General features: G+C 72.7%; 16 protein-coding genes. 8 read left to right on the top strand and 8 right to left on the bottom strand.

All coding sequences use genetic code 11. From position 1 onward, the window contains the following. Positions 1–11 precede the first annotated feature (11 nt). Positions 12–1,190 carry a saccharopine dehydrogenase family protein gene (locus tag ACIF9R_RS17565; protein WP_399980499.1) on the bottom strand — a complete coding sequence of 393 codons (1,179 nt, stop codon included), beginning with the start codon at positions 1,188–1,190 and terminating at the stop codon, positions 12–14. A 271-nt stretch (positions 1,191–1,461) separates the two neighbouring features. On the opposite strand from ACIF9R_RS17565, the gene ACIF9R_RS17560 reads away from it, so the two are divergent. Genes ACIF9R_RS17560 through ACIF9R_RS17550 form a run of 3 tightly spaced genes read left to right on the top strand, consistent with a single transcriptional unit; the run spans position 1,462 to position 6,072 of the window. Continuing rightward, complete coding sequence (locus ACIF9R_RS17560) at positions 1,462–2,643, top strand: CaiB/BaiF CoA transferase family protein (protein WP_399980497.1); 1,182 nt, start codon at positions 1,462–1,464, stop codon at positions 2,641–2,643. Continuing rightward, positions 2,640–3,854 carry an acetyl-CoA C-acetyltransferase gene (locus tag ACIF9R_RS17555; RefSeq protein WP_399980496.1) on the top strand — a complete coding sequence of 405 codons (1,215 nt, stop codon included), beginning with the start codon at positions 2,640–2,642 and terminating at the stop codon, positions 3,852–3,854. Before ACIF9R_RS17560 ends, ACIF9R_RS17555 begins: the two co-directional genes overlap by 4 nt. A 40-nt stretch (positions 3,855–3,894) precedes the next feature. Continuing rightward, positions 3,895–6,072: a 3-hydroxyacyl-CoA dehydrogenase NAD-binding domain-containing protein gene (locus ACIF9R_RS17550; RefSeq protein WP_399980493.1), complete on the top strand. Its 2,178-nt coding sequence runs from the start codon at positions 3,895–3,897 to the stop codon at positions 6,070–6,072. A gap of 15 nt (positions 6,073–6,087) precedes the next feature. Here the strand turns inward: ACIF9R_RS17550 and ACIF9R_RS17545 are convergent, their stop codons facing one another. Both ACIF9R_RS17545 and ACIF9R_RS17540 read right to left on the bottom strand, forming a co-directional pair. Beyond that, a complete protein-coding gene (locus ACIF9R_RS17545; RefSeq protein WP_399980490.1) occupies positions 6,088–6,789 on the bottom strand; it encodes a MerR family transcriptional regulator in 702 nt (233 codons plus the stop codon). A 64-nt stretch (positions 6,790–6,853) separates the two neighbouring features. Next, entirely contained in the window at positions 6,854–7,807 is a 954-nt protein-coding gene (locus ACIF9R_RS17540; protein WP_399980488.1) for an FAD-dependent oxidoreductase, read from the bottom strand. A gap of 273 nt (positions 7,808–8,080) precedes the next feature. Between ACIF9R_RS17540 and ACIF9R_RS17535 the strand changes: the two genes are divergently transcribed. Next, the gene (locus tag ACIF9R_RS17535) at positions 8,081–9,721 is read left to right on the top strand and encodes an ABC-F family ATP-binding cassette domain-containing protein (protein ID WP_399980485.1); all 1,641 of its coding nucleotides are present in this window, start codon (positions 8,081–8,083) and stop codon (positions 9,719–9,721) included. 147 nt (positions 9,722–9,868) lie between these two features. Here the strand turns inward: ACIF9R_RS17535 and ACIF9R_RS17530 are convergent, their stop codons facing one another. Together ACIF9R_RS17530 and ACIF9R_RS17525 are read right to left on the bottom strand one after the other, a co-directional pair. Then, positions 9,869–12,238 (bottom strand): Tex family protein, encoded by a 2,370-nt coding sequence (locus ACIF9R_RS17530; RefSeq protein WP_399980482.1) that lies wholly within the window; start codon positions 12,236–12,238, stop codon positions 9,869–9,871. Positions 12,239–12,343: 105 nt separating this feature from the next. Next, a complete protein-coding gene (locus tag ACIF9R_RS17525) occupies positions 12,344–12,475 on the bottom strand; it encodes an LPFR motif small protein (RefSeq protein WP_363039958.1) in 132 nt (43 codons plus the stop codon). Positions 12,476–12,611: 136 nt separating this feature from the next. Here ACIF9R_RS17525 and ACIF9R_RS17520 point away from each other — a divergent pair, with 136 nt between their 5' ends. Both ACIF9R_RS17520 and ACIF9R_RS17515 read left to right on the top strand, forming a co-directional pair. Continuing rightward, a complete protein-coding gene (locus ACIF9R_RS17520) occupies positions 12,612–13,574 on the top strand; it encodes a GlxA family transcriptional regulator (protein ID WP_399980479.1) in 963 nt (320 codons plus the stop codon). 206 nt (positions 13,575–13,780) lie between these two features. After that, positions 13,781–14,416, top strand: coding sequence for a DJ-1/PfpI family protein (locus tag ACIF9R_RS17515; RefSeq protein WP_399980477.1), 636 nt, complete (start codon positions 13,781–13,783; stop codon positions 14,414–14,416). On the opposite strand, the gene ACIF9R_RS17510 is transcribed toward ACIF9R_RS17515, so the two are convergent. Beyond that, complete coding sequence (locus tag ACIF9R_RS17510) at positions 14,403–15,158, bottom strand: enoyl-CoA hydratase/isomerase family protein (protein ID WP_399980475.1); 756 nt, start codon at positions 15,156–15,158, stop codon at positions 14,403–14,405. The genes ACIF9R_RS17515 and ACIF9R_RS17510 overlap by 14 nt on opposite strands. A gap of 114 nt (positions 15,159–15,272) precedes the next feature. Between ACIF9R_RS17510 and ACIF9R_RS17505 the strand changes: the two genes are divergently transcribed. Then, the gene (locus ACIF9R_RS17505) at positions 15,273–15,944 is read left to right on the top strand and encodes an HdeD family acid-resistance protein (RefSeq protein WP_399980472.1); all 672 of its coding nucleotides are present in this window, start codon (positions 15,273–15,275) and stop codon (positions 15,942–15,944) included. A 138-nt stretch (positions 15,945–16,082) separates the two neighbouring features. Further along, a complete protein-coding gene (locus tag ACIF9R_RS17500; RefSeq protein ID WP_399980469.1) occupies positions 16,083–16,544 on the top strand; it encodes an ATP-binding protein in 462 nt (153 codons plus the stop codon). A 19-nt stretch (positions 16,545–16,563) separates the two neighbouring features. Here the strand turns inward: ACIF9R_RS17500 and idi are convergent, their stop codons facing one another. Together idi and ACIF9R_RS17490 are read right to left on the bottom strand one after the other, a co-directional pair. Next, entirely contained in the window at positions 16,564–17,157 is a 594-nt protein-coding gene (idi, locus tag ACIF9R_RS17495) for an isopentenyl-diphosphate Delta-isomerase (protein ID WP_399980467.1), read from the bottom strand. Between the two features lie 268 nt (positions 17,158–17,425). Then, positions 17,426–18,364 carry a cation diffusion facilitator family transporter gene (locus tag ACIF9R_RS17490; protein WP_399980464.1) on the bottom strand — a complete coding sequence of 313 codons (939 nt, stop codon included), beginning with the start codon at positions 18,362–18,364 and terminating at the stop codon, positions 17,426–17,428. Positions 18,365–18,417 lie beyond the last annotated feature (53 nt).

Below are 18,417 nucleotides of genomic sequence, written 5' to 3'. Positions count from 1 at the left end.
CGGCCGCGCGGTCAGCGGGTCGCGGCGACGCGGAAGCGGAGGCCCGCCGTGCGCAGGCGGTCGATCAGCGCGTCACCCATCGCCACCGCCGTCGTGACCTGCCCCGCCGTCGGCGGGAGGTCGTCGAAGGCGAGGCAGAGGGCGCCCTCGGCCAGCATCTTCGCCGTCTCGTCGTAACCGGGGTCGCCGCCCGCCACCTCCGTGTACACCCGCTGTCCGCCGCCCTCGCCGACGAAGCGGACGGTGAACCAGCTCCGGGCGCGCCTCTCGGGGCCCGGTCCTTCGCCGGGCTTGAGCCGGTCGGAGAGCCGGCGCCGCAGCGGCGGCAGCTGGGCCGCCGTGACCAGCGCGCCCACGGCCGCCACCCCGCCCACCGCCACCGGGAGACGACGCACGGCGGCGTAGTGCCGATAGCGGAAGTCGGGGCCGTACCGGTCGAGCGCCTTCGCCGACCGGTGCACGATCTGCCCGTCGATCGTCGGCAGCGGCAGGGCCCAGGCACCGACCTCCGGCGCGTAGCGCGGCGCGCCCAGCGGGGCCGAGGTCCGGCGGTCCACCAGCCGCGGTTCGTGGTGTCCGCGCTCGCGGGCGGCCGCGCGGATCCGGCGGTGCGCGGCGAACTGGTTCAGCGCCGAGGCGAAGGTCCCGCCCGAGAAGACCGCGTCGGTGGTGACGAACCCGTCCACGGTCAGCGGCACCCCCTCCGGCAGGTGCCGCACGGTGAAGTACGCGCCCAGGTCGTGCGGTACCGAGTCGAAGCCGCAGGCGTGCACCAGCCGCGCCCCGGTCTCCCGCGCGCGTGCGTCGTGCCGGATGTACATCAGGTCCACGAACTCGGGCTCACCCGTGAGGTCGACATAGTCCGTCCCGGTGTCCGCACAGGCGGCGACCAGTTCCTCGCCGTACAGCGCGTACGGGCCCACGGTCGTGGCGACCACGCGGGCGTGCTCGGCAAGGGCGCGCAGCGAGGCCGGGTCGGACACGTCCGCCCGCAGCAGTCCGATCCCCGCGCCGCCGGGCAGCCGCTCCCGCAGCCGTTCCAGCTTCTCGGTGCTGCGGCCGGCGACGGCCCAGCGCAGCCCGGCGGGGGCATGGGCGGCGAGGTACTCCGCGGTCAGCGTCCCGACGAAGCCGGTCGCTCCGAAAAGCACGATGTCGTACGGACGGTCCGTCCTGTTCAGCCTGCTCATGACACCCCTTGATCGTGCAGCCGCGCCGCTGTCGGTGGCCGAGGCTAGCGTGAGGGATGCGGAGCCCGACGACGAGCCCCGGAGGAAAGCGATGACCGTGCCCTCGAACGCGGGACGGTTCGCGGCGCGAACCGGCGCACGCCGACGGGGCGCGCGGAGACACCGCCCCGTACAGTGGCTAAGCGCTTGCTCGCCCGGTCTTGTGCCGGGTGGAACGTGTTCTTAACATCACGGGTGTTACACCAGGAGTGTCACAGGCGATGGGGGCTCGATGACGAAGGCGCAGACGCCGCAGGGCGGTCCGCTCGCCGGCGTGCGGGTGGTCGAACTGGCCGGGATCGGGCCGGGCCCGTTCGCCGCCATGCTGCTGGCCGACCTGGGTGCCGATGTCGTCCGCGTGGACCGGCCGGGCGGCCCCGGCCTGGGCATCGACCCGGCCCGCGACATCACCCACCGCAACAAGCGCTCCGTGATCGTGGACCTGAAGGCACCCGAAGGACCCGCCCGCGTCCTGGACCTCGCCGAACGGGCCGACGTCCTCATCGAGGGCTACCGCCCCGGCGTCGCCGAGCGTCTCGGCGTCGGCCCCGCCGACTGCCACGCCCGCAACCCGCGCCTGGTCTACGGCCGGATGACCGGCTGGGGGCAGGAAGGCCCACTCGCCGACCGAGCGGGACACGACATCGCCTATATCGCCCTCACCGGCACCCTCGGCATGATCGGCGACCCGGACCGGCCCCCGGCCGTCCCGGCCAACCTGCTCGGTGACTACGCGGGCGGCTCCCTCTACCTCGTCGTCGGCGTCCTCGCCGCCCTGCACCACGCGCGCGCGACCGGCACGGGACAGATCGTCGACGCCGCCATCGTGGACGGCACCGCCCACCTCTCCGCGATGATCCACGGCATGCTCGCCGCCGGAGCCTGGCAGGACCGGCGCGGCGCCAACCTCCTCGACGGCGGCTGCCCCTACTACGGCACCTACCGCACCGCCGACGGCAGGCACATGGCGGTCGGTGCGCTCGAACCGCGGTTCTACGCGGAGTTCCTGCGCCTGCTCGGCCTCGACGACCTGACGGAGGCCCACGGGGACGTCACCTGCTGGCCGGAGCTGCGCGAGCGGGTCGCCGCCCGCTTCGAGGCCCGCACCCGTGACGAGTGGACGGCCGTCTTCGAGGGCAGCGACGCGTGCGTGGCGCCCGTGCTGTCCCTCCGCGAGGCCCCGCACCATCCGCACCTCGCCGCCCGCGGCACCTTCACCGATCACGGCGGCATCCGCCAGCCCGCCCCGGCCCCACGGTTCTCCGCGACCCCCGCCCGCATCCGCACCGGACCCGTCCGGCCCGGCGCCGACACCGACGACGTGGCCCGCGACTGGGACCTGCCCCGCCCCGCGGACCCGGCCCCCTCGAACTCCTCCGAGCCCTCGAACCCTCAGCGAAAGGCCTCCTCGTGAGCACCGAAGCGTACGTGTACGACGCGATCCGCACCCCGCGCGGGCGTGGCAAGGCCGACGGAGCCCTGCACGGCACCAAGCCCATCGACCTGGTGGTCGGGCTGATCCACGAGATCCGCGCCCGCTTCCCGGACCTCGACCCGGCTGCCGTGGACGACATCGTCCTCGGCGTGGTCGGTCCCGTCGGCGACCAGGGCTCCGACATCGCCCGTATCGCCGCCATCGCGGCCGGACTGCCGGACACCGTGGCCGGTGTGCAGGAGAACCGCTTCTGCGCCTCCGGTCTGGAGGCCGTCAACCTGGCCGCCGCCAAGGTCCGCTCCGGCTGGGAGGACCTGATCCTGGCCGGGGGAGTGGAGTCCATGTCCCGGGTGCCCATGGGCAGCGACGGCGGGGCCTGGTTCAACGACCCGATGACCAACCTCGCCGTCGACTTCGTGCCGCAGGGCATCGGCGCGGACCTGATCGCCACCATCGAGGGCTTCTCCCGGCGCGATGTCGACGAGTACGCGGCCCTGTCGCAGGAGCGGGCGGCCGCCGCCTGGAAGGAGAACCGCTTCGAGCGGTCGGTCGTCCCGGTGCGGGACCGCAGTGGCCTGGTCGTCCTCGACCGGGACGAGCACCCGCGCCCGGGTACCACCGCCGACTCGCTGGCCAGGCTGAAGCCGTCGTTCGCGGACATCGGTGAGCTGGGCGGGTTCGACGCCGTCGCGCTGCAGAAGTACCACTGGGTGGAGAGGATCGACCACGTCCACCACGCGGGCAACTCCTCCGGCATCGTCGACGGCGCCGCCCTGGTCGCCATCGGCTCCCGCGAGATCGGGGAACGCTACGGACTCACGCCCCGCGCACGGATCGTCTCCGCCGCCGTCTCCGGCTCCGAGCCCACCATCATGCTCACCGGCCCCGCCCCCGCCACCCGCAAGGCCCTCGCCAAGGCCGGGCTGACCATCGACGACATCGACCTGGTCGAGATCAACGAGGCGTTCGCCGCGGTCGTCCTGCGCTTCGCGCGGGACATGGGCCTGCCGCTGGACAAGGTCAACGTCAACGGCGGCGCCATCGCGCTCGGCCATCCCCTCGGCGCGACCGGCGCGATGATCCTCGGCACCCTCGTCGACGAACTGGAGCGCCAGGACAAGCGCTACGGCCTGGCCACCCTGTGCGTGGGCGGCGGCATGGGCATCGCCACCGTCGTCGAACGCCTCTGAAACCCCAGCGACCCGCCACCCTATTCACGGAGACTCCCTCATGACCGCGAGCACCACCATCCGCTGGGAACAGGACCGCACCGGCGTCGTCACCCTCGTCATCGACGATCCCCACCAGTCCGCGAACACCATGAACCAGGCGTTCCGCGACTCCCTCGCCGCGATCACCGACCGCCTGGAGGCGGAGAAGGACACGATCCGCGGTGTCGTCATCACCTCCGCCAAGAAGACCTTCTTCGCCGGCGGGGACCTGCGCGACCTGATCCGGGTCACGCCCGAGACCGCCCAGCAGCTGTTCGACGGCGGTATGGCGCTCAAGCGCCAGCTGCGCCGCATCGAGACCCTCGGCAAGCCCGTCGTCGCCGCGATCAACGGCGCGGCCCTCGGTGGCGGCTACGAACTCGCCCTGGCCTGCCACCACCGCATCGCCCTCGACGCCCCCCGCTCCAAGATCGGCTGCCCCGAGGTCACCCTCGGTCTGCTGCCCGGAGGCGGCGGTGTGGTCCGCACCGTGCGGATGCTCGGCATCACCGACGCGCTGCTGAAGGTGCTCCTCCAGGGCACCCAGTACAGCCCGCGCCGCGCCCTGGACAACGGCCTGGTCGACGAGATCGCCGACAGCCACGAGGACATGCTCGCCAAGGCCCGCGCCTTCATCGATGCCCACCCCGAGTCCGCCCAGCCCTGGGACCGGCCCGGCTACCGCATCCCCGGCGGCACCCCCGCGCACCCCAAGTTCGCCGCGAACCTGCCCGCCTTCCCGGCCACCCTGCGCAAGCAGACGGGCGGCGCCCCCTACCCGGCGCCGCGCAACATCATGGCCGCCGCCGTCGAGGGCGCCCAGGTCGACTTCGAGACCGCCCAGGTCATCGAGGCCCGCTACTTCGTGGAACTGGCCGCCGGACAGACGTCGAAGAACATGATCCAGGCGTTCTTCTTCGACCTCCAGGCCGTCAACTCCGGCGCCAACCGTCCCCAGGGCATCGAGCCCCGCACGGTCCGCAGGGTCGCCGTACTCGGCGCCGGGATGATGGGCGCCGGCATCGCCTACGCGTGCGCCCGCGCGGGCATCGACGTCGTCCTCAAGGACGTCTCCCCGGAGTCCGCCGCCAAGGGCAAGGGCTACTCCGAGAAGCTGTGCGCCAAGGCCGTCGCCAAGGGCCGTACCAGCCAGGAGAAGGCCGACGCGCTGCTCGCACGGATCACGCCCACCGCCGAGGCCGCCGACCTGGCCGGCTGCGACGCGGTCATCGAGGCCGTCTTCGAGGACACCTCCCTCAAGCACAAGGTGTTCCAGGAGATCCAGGACGTCGTCGCCCCCGACGCGCTGCTGTGCTCCAACACCTCCACCCTGCCCATCACCGCCCTTGCCGAAGGCGTCGAGCGCCAGGGCGACTTCATCGGGCTGCACTTCTTCTCGCCCGTCGACAAGATGCCGCTCGTCGAGATCATCAAGGGCGAGCGCACCGGCGACGAGACGCTGGCCCGCGCCTTCGACCTCGTACGGCAGATCAACAAGACGCCGATCGTCGTCAACGACTCACGCGGCTTCTTCACCTCCCGCGTCATCGGCCACTTCATCAACGAGGGCGTCGCCATGGTCGGCGAGGGCATCGAGCCGGCGTCGGTGGAGCAGGCGGCGGCCCAGGCGGGCTACCCCGCCAAGGTGCTCTCGCTGATGGACGAGCTGACCCTCACCCTGCCCCGCAAGATCCGCCTCGAGTCGAAGCGGGCCGTCGAGGAGGCCGGCGGAACCTGGACCCCGCACCCCGCCGAAGCCGTCATCGACCGCATGGTCGACGAGTTCGGCCGCCCCGGCCGCAGCGGCGGCGCCGGCTTCTACGAGTACGGCGAGGACGGCAAGCGCGGCGCCCTGTGGCCGGGCCTGCGCGAGCACTTCACCGAGCCCGGCCGCGAGATCCCGTTCCGCGACATGCGGGAACGCATGCTGTTCTCCGAGGCGCTGGACACCGTCCGGCTGCTGGAGGAGGGCGTGCTGACGTCCGTCGCCGACGCCAACATCGGCTCGATCCTCGGCATCGGCTTCCCCGGCTGGACCGGTGGCGTCCTGCAGTACATCAACGGCTACGAGGGCGGCCTGCCCGGATTCGTGGCCCGCGCGCGCGAACTCGCCGAGCGCTACGGCGAGCGCTTCGACCCGCCGGCCCTGCTGGTGGAGAAGGCGGAGAAGGGGGAAGTCTTCACGGACGCCCGCTGACGTCCTTCCCGGGGCTCACCCCTCCTCGTCGAGCCACTCCCGCAGCTCCTCCTTCAGCGACCGCTGGAAGGTCGTGAGGAGCGCCTGCACCACGAGCGGCTGCATCCGGGCGGACAAGGACCGCACATCCCGCGTGTCCTTGTCCGCGACCGCGTCGCGCAGCAGCCGCGACAACTCGTGGGCCGCCGTGCGGGAGTGCTCGGTGAGCGCCGTACGGGCGGCGAGGATCGTCTCGTGCGACAGCGGTACGTCCAGCAGTTCCACACCGAGCCGCAGCAGCCCCGTGTCCACGAGGAAGGACCCGGGGGCCTCACCGTCCCGCTCCACGACGTCCATCGCCGCCAGCCGCTTCAGGTCCTCCTCACCCAGCGCCCGCCCCGCCCGGCGCTCCAGTTCCCCGCGCGAGACCGTCTCCACCGTGCTGGGCGCCCAGGACGCCACCACCGCCCGCTGGATGGCCAGATCCCGCACACTCAGGTCCGGCGGCAGCTGCCCCAGGTACCGTTCGATCGCCGCCAGCGTCATGCCCCGGCTCTGCAGCTCCTCGATGAGCTCCAGCCGGGCCAGATGCTCCCGCCCGTAACGGCCGACCCGCCGGGGACCGATCACCGGCGGCGGCAGCAGGCCCTTGGTGCCGTAGAAACGGACCGTGCGCACGGTGACCCCGCACCGGGCCGCCAGCTCGTCGATCGTCAGGCCCTCGGTCCCGTTCGTCATGCGCAGCAGTATCGCTGTACCACCCGCGCTGTGACACACCCCAGCCGATCAGCGGGCGGCCGGTTCACCCGGCGGCCAGCGTCGCCGCCTCCTCCGCGCAGCCCCAGGCCACGGTGACGCCCGCGCCGCCGTGGCCGTAGTGGTGGACCAGGACCCGGCCGTCGGGCAGCGTGGTGCGTTCCAGCCGGACCGTGTCACGGGCGGGGCGCAGGCCCACCCGGTGCTCCAGGACGCGGGCACCGGCGATCTCGGGGCGCAGCGCCGCACACCGCCGCACGATCGCCTCGGCCACCGCCGCGTCCGGCTCCGCGGACCAGACGTCCTCCTCCGCCGTGCCGCCGAGCACCAGCCGCCCCGGCTGCGGGAAGAAGTACGCCATCGCACCATCCGCCCCCGTGGAGACCATCCATGTGTCGATCCCCGGGTTCTCCACGACGACCAGCTGCCCCCGCACCGGACGCACCGACGGATCCGGCACCAGCTCGCGCGCCGCCAGTCCCGTGCAGTTGACCACGACCGGAGCGTCCGTCTCCGCCAGGTTCGCCACCGTACGCGCCTCGACCGTGCCCCCCGCCGCCAGCAACCGCTCCCGCAGCCACGGCAGATGAGCCGGCATGTCGATGAGCGGCAGCCGGGCCCACAGCCCCGGCCCGGCGGGATACTCCTGCGCCGTGGCGGCCCGCAGCCCCGGCAGCCGCGCGGCGGCCCACGCGTCGACCTCGTCCGGCGCGGTTTCGCCCAGTACCCCTTCGACCATCCGTACGCCGGTGGTCTCCGGCCGCGCCGCCAGCTCCTGGTACACCTCCAGCGACCGCAGCGCCCACGCCCGCGCCGACGCCACCGGCTCGATCCGGTACGGCCACCACAGCGCGCCCGCGACCGCCGAGGTGGTCCGCTCGACCGGGTCCCGCGCCCACAGCCGCACCCGTGTGCCGCGCTCGGCGAGGACCACGGCCGTGGTCAGCCCGATGACACCACCGCCGACCACCAGGACCTCGCCGTCCAGTTCGGTTTCCATCGACCGGACGTTAGCGGAACACGTCAGGCCGTGCGCGGGCCGGTTCCGCGGTGCGAACACTCACAGCATCTCTGCCGGGTACGCGACCTCCGGCCCGGCACCGGCGAGGAACCCGGCCGCCGGCCGCACCGTGTTCCGCCGGACCCGGCGGCGGTGCGGGGCGAGGCCCCCGTCGTGGCGCGCACCGCGGGGACCGTGCTGGTGACGGCCGTGGAGCGGTGACGAGGACCGGCGCGTGAGCGGCCGTGCGGGGCCATTAGGATCGGCGGTCTGATGACTGCCACCCTCGTCGCCAAGAACCTCGCCGCCGGGCACGGTGACCGCTCCCTGTTCACCGGTCTCGACCTCGTCGTCGCCCCCGGCGACGTGATCGGCCTGGTCGGTGCCAACGGCGCGGGCAAGTCCACCCTGCTGCGCCTGCTCGCCGGACTCACCGCGCCGGAACAGGGCGAGCTGCGCCTCTCCCCGCCCACCGCAGCCGTCGGGCACCTCCCGCAGGAGCCGGAGCGCCGGCCCGGCGAGACCGTGCGGGAGTTCCTGGCCCGCCGTACCGGTGTCGCCGAGGCCCAGCGGGCGATGGACGAGGCCACCCAGGCCCTGGTCGACGGCGCACCGGGCGCGGACGACGCCTACGCCACCGGCCTGGAGCGCTGGCTGTCCCTGGGCGGCGCCGACCTGGACGAGCGCGCCGACGAGGTCGCCGCCACCCTCGGCCTGGCCGTCGACCTGGACCAGCCGATGACCGCGCTGTCCGGCGGCCAGGCGGCCCGCGCGGGCCTCGCCTCCCTGCTCCTCTCCCGCTACGACGTCTTCCTCCTCGACGAGCCGACCAACGACCTCGACCTGGACGGCCTGGAGCGCCTCGAACGCTTCGTGACCGGACTGCGGGCCGGCACCGTCGTCGTCAGCCACGACCGCGAGTTCCTCACCCGCACCGTCACCAAGGTCCTCGAACTCGACCTCGCCCAGCGGCGGATCAACCTCTACGGCGGCGGCTACCAGGCCTATCTGGAGGAGCGGGAGGTGGCCCGTCGGCACGCCCGGGACGACTACGAGGAGTACGCCGACAAGCGGGCCGCGCTCCAGGACCGGGCGCAGACACAGCGCTCCTGGATGGACAAGGGCGTCAAGAACGCCCGCCGGAAGGCCGCCGGCGACAACGACAAGATCGGCCGCAAGTTCCGCAGCGAGGCCAGCGAGAAGCAGGCAGCCAAGGCACGCCATACCCAGCGCATGATCGAACGCCTGGAGGTGGTCGACGAGCCGCGCAAGGAATGGGAACTGCGCATGGAGATCGCCTCGGCCGCCCGCTCGGGCGCGGTCGTCGCCACCCTCCGGGACGCCGAGGTGCGCCGCGACGGCTTCACCCTCGGCCCGGTCTCCCTGCAGATCGACTGGGCCGACCGGGTGGCCGTCACGGGTGCGAACGGCGCCGGCAAGTCCACCCTGCTCGGCGCCCTGCTGGGCCGGGTGCCGCTGGACGCCGGCCACGCCGCCCTGGGCTCGGGCGTCCTGCTGGGCGAGGTCGACCAGGCCCGCGCGCTCTTCCATGGACCCGAGGCCCTGCTCGACGCCTTCCGCCCGGCGGTACCCGGCCTGGAACCGGCCGACATCCGCACCCTGCTGGCCAAGTTCGGTCTCAAGGCGGACCATGTGACGCGCCCGGCGGCCACCCTGTCCCCGGGCGAACGCACCCGGGCGGCGCTGGCCCTCCTCCAGGGCAGAGGCGTCAACCTCCTGGTCCTCGACGAGCCCACCAACCACCTGGACCTGCCGGCCATCGAACAGCTCGAATCGGCCCTGGACTCCTACGAGGGCACCCTCCTGCTGATCACCCACGACCGCCGCATGCTCGACGCGGTCCGGGTGAACCGCCGCCTGGAGGTCGCCGACGGCAAGGTCACCGAGCGCTGACGGGACGTCGGCCGAGCCGCCGGGCCGGCCGTGGACAGCCGGCGACGAGGCCGCGCCGCCCGGACCGGGCAGCCGCTCACCGTCGGCGCTCCAGGCCAGGGGGGCCCGTTTCCCCGCCGCCACGGCGCGGAAACGGGCCCGGGAGGCTCAGCGCCTGCCGCTCTTCGGGTCGACGAGACCCGCACGGCGCAGCGCGTCGGCCATCGCGCTGTTCGCCGGCGCGGGCGCCTGCCGCGCGCCCTGGCCGCCCGCGCCGCCACCGCGGCCCTGGCGCTGCTGCGGCGGACGGCCGCCACGCTGCCGGCGCTCACCGCCGGACCCCTGCTCCTTCGGCGCCGCCTCGTCGTCCAGCCGCAGCGTCAGCGAGATCCGCTTGCGCGGGATGTCCACGTCGAGGACCTTCACCTTGACGATGTCCCCCGGCTTCACGACGTCCCGAGGGTCCTTGACGAACGTCTTCGACATGGCGGAGACATGCACAAGACCGTCCTGGTGGACACCGACGTCGACGAAGGCGCCGAACGCGGCGACGTTCGTGACGACCCCCTCCAGCACCATCCCGGAGGACAGGTCGGAGATCTTCTCCACGCCCTCCTTGAAGACCGCCGTCCTGAACGCGGGCCGCGGGTCGCGCCCCGGCTTCTCCAGCTCCTTCAGGATGTCGCTCACCGTCGGCAGACCGAACGTCTCGTCCACGAACTCCTGCGGCCGCAGCGACCGCAGCACCGCCGTGTTGCCGATCAGCGCGGCGACCTCCGCGCCCGACTGCTTCACCATGCGCCGCACCACCGGATAGGCCTCCGGGTGCACACTGGACGCGTCCAGCGGGTCGTCCCCGCCGCGGATCCGCAGGAAGCCCGCGCACTGCTCGTACGCCTTCGGGCCGAGCCGCGCCACCTTCTTCAGCTCACCGCGCGAGCGGAACGGTCCGTTGGAGTCGCGGTGCGCCACGATGTTCTCGGCGAGCCCCGAGGTGATGCCGGAGACCCGGGCCAGCAGCGGCGCCGACGCGGTGTTGACGTCCACCCCCACACCGTTCACACAGTCCTCCACCACCGCGTCCAGCGAACGCGACAGCTTCACCTCGGACAGGTCGTGCTGGTACTGGCCGACACCGATCGACTTCGGGTCGATCTTCACCAGCTCGGCCAGCGGGTCCTGGAGCCGGCGTGCGATCGACACCGCGCCGCGCAGCGACACGTCCATGTCCGGCAGTTCCTGGGAGGCGAACGCGGAGGCCGAGTACACGGAGGCGCCCGCCTCCGACACCATGACCTTGGTCAGCTTCAGCTCGGGGTGCTTGGTGATCAGCTCACCGGCGAGCTTGTCGGTCTCGCGGGACGCCGTGCCGTTGCCGATCGCGATCAGCTCGACCGCGTGCTCCTTCGCCAGCCGCGCCAGCTTCGCGATCGCCTCGTCCCACCGGTTCGCCGGAACATGCGGATGGATCACGTCCGTGGCCACGACCTTGCCGGTCGCGTCGACCACGGCGACCTTCACGCCCGTACGGAAACCCGGGTCGAGGCCCAGGGTCGCGCGCGTGCCGGCCGGGGCGGCGAGCAGCAGGTCGCGCAGGTTGGCCGCGAAGACCCGCACCGCCTCGTCCTCGGCGGCGGTGCGCAGCCGCAGCCGCATGTCGATGCCGAGGTGCACCAGGACGCGAGTCCGCCAGGCCCAGCGGACCGTGTCGCCCAGCCACTTGTCACCAGGGCGCCCCCGGTCGGCGATCCCGAACCGGTGCGCGATGATCCCCTCGTACGACGACGGCCCGTCCGTGGGCTCCTCCGGCTCCAGGACGAGGTCGAGGACCTCCTCCTTCTCACCGCGCAGCATCGCCAGGATCCGGTGGGAGGGCAGCTCGGTGAACGGCTCGGCGAAGTCGAAGTAGTCCGAGAACTTCGCGCCCGCCTCCTCCTTGCCCTCGCGCACCTTCGCGGCCAGCCGCCCGCGCACCCACATCCGCTCACGCAGCTCACCGATCAGGTCCGCGTCCTCGGAGAACCGCTCGGTGAGGATCGCCCGCGCGCCGTCCAGGGCGGCCTGCGGATCGGCGACACCCCTGTCGGCGTCCACGAACGCGGCGGCCGCGGCGAGGGGCTCGACGCCCGGATCGCCGAGCAGCCCCTCCGCCAGCGGTTCGAGCCCCGCCTCGCGGGCGATCTGTGCCTTGGTGCGCCGCTTCGGCTTGAACGGCAGATAGATGTCCTCCAGGCGCGCCTTGGTCTCCGCGCCCCGGATCCGCGCCTCGAGCTCGTCCGTCAGCTTGCCCTGCTCGCGCACTGACTCCAGGATCGCCGTACGACGCTCCTCCAGCTCCCGCAGATAGCGCAGCCGCTCCTCGAGCGTGCGCAGCTGCGCGTCGTCGAGCATCTCGGTCGCTTCCTTGCGGTAGCGGGCGATGAAGGGCACCGTCGAACCGCCGTCGAGCAGTTCGACGGCGGCCTTGACCTGCCGCTCCCGTACGCCGAGCTCCTCGGCGATCCTGCCTTCGATGGACCCTGCGAGGGGTGTCGTCACGTTCCCGTACCGCCTTCTCCACTGAGGTTGCGCGGCAATTGTGGCAGGTGACGCCGACAATCGGGGATCAGGGCGGCGACTCGCCCGGACACCGCACGGGCGGGCTCAGGCGCGACGGCCGCGGCCGGCGGAGGAAGCCCCGCCGAACAGCCGGGCGAGCGCCCGGAACGGCAGCGTCACGACGGTGGCGACGGCGCCGCCGATCTGGCGCAGAACATCTGCGATGGCACGGAACACGTGTCTCCCCTTTCGCTTCCCGGCCTGTCCGGCCGGACGTACCGCGGGTACCTCGTCGAGGCGCCGGCCATGCATGGCAGGAAAGGTGGGGAATCCGTCATTGCCGCCGTCACGGACAGCGCCAAGAATCGACCGCATGGCGCAGCGAACCGTTCTCGTCGTCCTCTTCGACGACGTGCAGAGCCTCGATGTCACCGGTCCCGTGGAGGTCTTCGCGGGAGCCGAGAAGCACACCCCGGGGACGTACCGGCTGTGCACCGCCTCCCTCGACGGTGCTCCCGTCCGGACGACCAGCGGCCTGACCGTCGTACCGGACCGGGCGCTCACCGACGTCCCCGAGGCGCATACGCTGCTGGTGCCCGGTGGACAGGGCACCCGCCGGCCCGACCCGCGGCTGACCGACTGGCTGCGCCGGCACGGCCCGCGCGCCGAACGGCTGGTCTCCGTCTGCACCGGAGCCGCCCTGCTCGCCGCGGCCGGGCTGCTGGACGGCCGCCGCGCCACCACCCACTGGGCCTACAGCGACCAACTCGCTCGCGAGCACCCGGCCGTCGAGGTGGACCCGGACCCCATCTACATCCGGGACGGCCGCGTCTCCACGTCCGCCGGTGTCACCTCCGGCATCGACCTGGCGCTCGCCCTGGTCGAGGAGGACCTCGGCCGAAGCGTCGCCCTCACCGTCGCCCGGCACCTGGTGGTGTTCCTGCGCAGACCGGGAAACCAGGCGCAGTTCAGTGCCCAGCTCGCCGCCCAGACCGCCAGGCGCGAGCCGTTGCGGGAGGTGCAGCACTGGATCACCGAGCATCCGGACGCCGATCTGTGCGTCGAGGCGCTCGCCGCCCGCGCGGCCCTCTCGCCGCGCCACTTCGCCCGCGCCTTCCACACCGAGACCGGTATGACGCCGGGCCGCTACGTCGACCGGGTACGGCTCGAACACGCACGCAGGCTGCTGGAGGACACCGACGACGGTGTGGAGGAGATCTCCCGCGCCAGCGGTTACGGCACCCCCGAGGCGATGCGGCGCGCCTTCGTCCGGACCCTCGGAGCGTCCCCGGCGGAATACCGCCGTCGCTTCCAGCCCGCGACCTCGTCGGCCTGATCGGACCGGACCTGCCGTACCCGCCTGACCTCGTCGGCCTGATCGGACCGGACCTGCCGTACCCGCCCCCTCGTCGGCCTGATCGGACCGGACCTGCCGTACCCGCCTGACCTCGTCGGCCTGATCGGACCGGACCTCTCTTCATCCGCCCGTCCTCACCCGCCTGACCCCACCCGACCTGCCTCACCCACCCCGAAAGGCCCCCGATGCAGATCGCCGTCGTCCTCTTCGACCGCTTCACCGCCCTCGACGCGGTGGGGCCCTACGAGACCCTCGGCCGGCTCCCCGACGCGGAGACCGTCTTCGTCGCCGAGCGCACCGGACCCGTGCGCAACGACTCCGGCTCGCTCGCACTCATGGCCGACAGGACCCTGGCCGACGTGCCCCGTCCGGACATCGTGGTGGTTCCCGGCGGCCCCGGCCAGACGCCCCAGATGGAGAACGGGACCCTGCTGGACTGGCTGCGCGCCGCCGACGCCTCCAGCACGTGGACGACGTCCGTGTGCACCGGTTCCCTGCTGCTGGCCGCGGCCGGTCTCCTCCGGGGCCGCCGGGCCACCTCCCACTGGCTGGCGCTCGGCCATCTGGAGCGTTACGGCGCCGAGCCGACCGGGGAGCGGGTGGTGAGCGACGGCAAGTACGTCACCGCGGCCGGGGTGTCCTCCGGTATCGACATGGGGCTCACCCTGCTCGGCCGCATCGCCGGCGACGAGCACGCCCAGGCCGTCCAGTTGCTCACTGAGTACGACCCGCAGCCGCCCTACGACGCCGGATCGCCGGAGAAGGCGCCCGCGCAGCTCGTGGAGGAGTTCCGGTCGAAGAGCCGCTTCATCCTGACGTAGACACGCTCCAGGTGAAGTGCGGCGCCCGGCGCTCCAGGAACGCGGCGACGCCCTCGGCGGCGTCGCCGCTCTCCCGCGCCCGTTCGCCCCAGTGCGCCTCCCGGTCGGCGCGGCCGTTCGCGAACTCCTTGGCCGCGGCCTGCGTCAGCTGGGAGCGGGACGTCAGGATCCGGGTGAACTCCGCGACCCGCTTGTCCAGTTGGCCCTCGGGCAGCACCTCGTCCACCAGACCCGTGCGCAGTGCCCGCGGGGTGTCGATCAGTTCACCCGAGAACAGCAGGTACTTGGCGGTCGCCGGCCCCACCAGCGACACCAGCCGCCGGGTGGCGGAGGCCGGGTAGACGATGCCGAGCTTCGCCGGGGTCACCCCGAAGCGCGCACCCTCCTCGGCGAACCGCAGATCACAGGCCGCCGCCAGCTGGGCCCCGCCGCCCACACAGTGCCCGCGGACCGCGGCCAGCGTCGGTTTGGGGAAGGCGGCGAGCGCCTCCTCCGCCGCCACGGCCAGTCGCTGGGCCGTCGAAGGCGACTCCCGGAGCGTGGAGATGTCCGCCCCGGCGCAGAACGTCGCGCCCGCGCCGGTGAGCACCAGGGCCCTCACCTCCGGGTCGGCCGCCAGTGTTTCCAGCAGGGGCGGCAGGGAACCCCACATCGCGGCCGTCATGGCGTTGCGCTTGGCCGGGTGGCGGATGACGACCGTGGCGACCGAGTCGATGACGTTGTGCAGCAGCTGCGGCTCCATGCGCCGGATGCTATCCGCCCCGGTCGGCGCGCCGGGCGGCAGGATCCCGCCGCCCGGCGCGGGGCGGGGGGACGGCGGAGACTGGGAGCGGGGGACGGGAGCGAGGAGGCATTGATGGCCAGGACCGCCAAGACCGCCGGGACCGCCAAGCCGCAGGGCGAGGTCGCGAAACTGAGCCGGGGCTTCAGCTGGCTCGCCGTACTCGGGGTGATCCTCGTCGTCGCCGGCCTGGTCGGCCTGGTGTACACGGGCGTGGCCACCCTGACCTCGATGCTGCTCTTCGGCTGGCTGCTGCTGATCGGCGGTGTGATCGGGCTGCTGCACGCCGTCCAGGCCCGGCACACCAACTTCTTCTGGCTCGGCGTGGTCGTCGCGGCCCTGAACATCGCGGCCGGTGTGGTGGTGCTGAGGACACCGGAGGCGGCGGCCGAGGCGCTGACCATGTTCGCCGCGCTGCTCTTCCTCACCGGCGGGCTGTTCCGGCTGGTCGGCAGCCTGGTGGTGCGCGGGCCGCAGTTCGGCTGGACGCTGGTCCAGGGCGCCTTCGGCCTGCTGCTCGGCATCCTCGTCCTGGCCACCTGGCCCAGCAGCAGCCAGTACGTCATCGGAACGTTCTTCTCGCTCTCCCTGCTCTTCGACGGGCTCGGTCTGATCGCCACCGGCTACGGAGGGCGCCGGATCGTCGGCATGGTCTCCGAGCGGCTGGCCGGTGAGGAGGAGGGACGGACGCGGGAGGCGGGAAGGGCGGGGGAAACGCCCGGAGCCAAACCCGTCCCACCCGAATAGTCCGCCGAGAGGGCACCAGGCGCACAGAAGCGGTCCCGGGATCGACCGGATCATGCGTCAACGGTCGCAATCGCTCGATACGTGCTGACTTCTGTTCAGTCTCGCGGTGCGGGGCCGCTCGGTACCAACACTCGACGTGTGGTGACAATCGAGCGTGAAGGTGGCGATCCGCTGCCGTACGAAGGTGTCTGGCGGTTCACCGCCCCGGCCGTGGACGCCTCGGTCCCACAGGCCCGCCACGCTGTGCGTGACCTGCTGACGCGGCAGGGGGTGCCGGTCTCCGACGACGTGGTGCAGGGGCTGCTGCTGATCGTCTCGGAGCTGGTCACCAACGCCGTACGGCACGCGGCGCTGCTGTCCCCGACGCTCGCCGTCGAGGTCGCCGTGGGCGCCGACTGGGTCCGGGTCTCCGTGGAGGACAACCACCCCTACCGTCCCACCGCCCTGGAGACCGACCACGCCCGCACCGGTGGCCGCGGACTGCTCCTGGTGCGCGAGATCGCCCGTGAGGCGGGCGGGGGGTGCGATGTCGAGCACACCGCGATCGGCGGCAAGGTGATCTGGGCCGCCCTGCCGCTCAAGCCCACGCGGATCCTCTAGGAGTGTCCGGGGGGTCGGGTCACCAGCCCGCCGACGGCCCGGTCAGTTCCCGGACCGCCGGGCGGGCCGCGTCCAGGACGGTCATGAACCAGGCCGAGTAGGGGTCCCGCGCATGCCGCTCCGCCAGCTCGTCCGGGGTCACGAACGCCGTGGCCACCACCTCCTCCGGGTCCGGCCGCGGCGGCGACTGCACCATGCCGACGAAGAGGTGGTTGTACTCCTGCTCCACCAGGCCCGAGGCCGGGTCCGGATGGTTGTAGCGGACCGTGCCGGCCGCGGCGAGCAGTGACGGGGACACCCCGAGCTCCTCGGAGGTCCGCCGGGCCGCCGCCGCGAACGGCGCCTCACCGGGGTAGGGGTGACCGCAGCAGGTGTTGGACCACACACCGGGGGAGTGGTACTTGCCCAGCGCCCGCCGCTGGAGCAGCAGCCGCCCGCGCTCGTCGAACAGGAACACCGAGAACGCCCGGTGCAGCTGCCCCGGCGGCTGATGCGCGGCGAGTTTCTCCGCGGTGCCGATCGTCACGCCGTCCTCGTCGACCAGTTCCAGCAAAATCGGCTCGGCGGTGCCGCTCGACGGGCTGTTCGTCGCGGTGGCAGGTGTGATCGGCATACCCATCCTTCACTCGGTCTTCGCGCCCCAAGTCTGCCGCACGAATCCGGCACTCCCGGCACTCCGGTCTCCGCCCGCATGTCCCACGGCGCTGCCGGAGGCGGCCTCCGCCATCAGGGGGCGGAACCGGACCCGGAGCTCATCGTGCCCACGTCGGGCGGCCGGGAACCTCCCCCGAAAGGAGCCTTGGGCGCAGGGACGCCGGGACGGGGGGCGGAGGGCCGCGTTCCCCGGCGCACGGGGGCACCCGGGCGCCTTCGAACCGGCCTCAGTGGCACAGACGCGCCTCGTGCTCGGCGTGCCCGACGGGCTCCAGCTGGAAGGTGCAGTGCTCCACGTCGAAGTGGTCGCCCAGACAGCTCTGCAGCTCGTGCAGCATCTTCTCGTGCCCGATGGCGTTCAGGGTGTCGGAGCTGACGACCACGTGTGCGGAGAGAACGGGCATGCCCGAGGTGATCGTCCAGGCGTGCAGATCGTGCACGTCCACGACCCCCGGCGTGGCCAGTATGTGCGCCCGCACCTCGGTCATGTCGACACCCTTGGGCGCCGCCTCCAGCAGGACGTCCAGGGTCTCGCGCAGCAGCTTCACGCTGCGGGGCACGATCATCAGCGCGATCACCAGAGAGGCGATCGGGTCGGCGGCCGTCCAGCCGGTGGTCACGATCACCAGCGCGGAGACGATGACCGCGACCGAGCCGAGCGCGTCGGCCGCCACCTCCAGGAAGGCGCCGCGCACGTTCAGGCTCTCCTTCTGCCCGCGCATCAGGAGGGTCAGCGACACCAGGTTGGCGACCAGGCCGATCGCGCCGAACACCATCGTCAGGCCGCCCTTGGTGTCTGCCGGGATGATGAACCGTTCGACCACCTCGTACAGCACATAGCCGCCGACGCCGAGCAGCAGCAGACAGTTGGCCAGGGCCGCGAGAATCTCCGCGCGGGCGAGCCCGAAGGTGCGGCGCTCGCTCGGCGGGCGGCTCGCGAAGTGGATCGCGAGCAGCGCCATGCCCAGTCCCAGGGCGTCCGTCGCCATGTGCGCCGCGTCCGTGACCAGGGCGAGCGAGTCGGCCAGCACCCCGCCCACGATCTGGACCGCCATGACGCCGAGCGTGATCGCCAGCGCCGCCCGCAGTCTGCCGCGGTACGCCGCACTGGCCGTACCGCCGGCCGGCGCGCCGTGCGTGTGCCCGTGATCGTGCCCAGCCCCCATGGGTGCCGCCGCCCTTTCCGTTCCGGTCCGTCGGACCACAGTGAACTACGGGC

Source organism: Streptomyces sp. NPDC086080 (assembly GCF_044540255.1).
In the GTDB taxonomy this organism is placed as follows: Bacteria; Actinomycetota; Actinomycetes; order Streptomycetales; family Streptomycetaceae; genus Streptomyces.
This window is presented reverse-complemented; position numbering and strand designations above follow the sequence as displayed.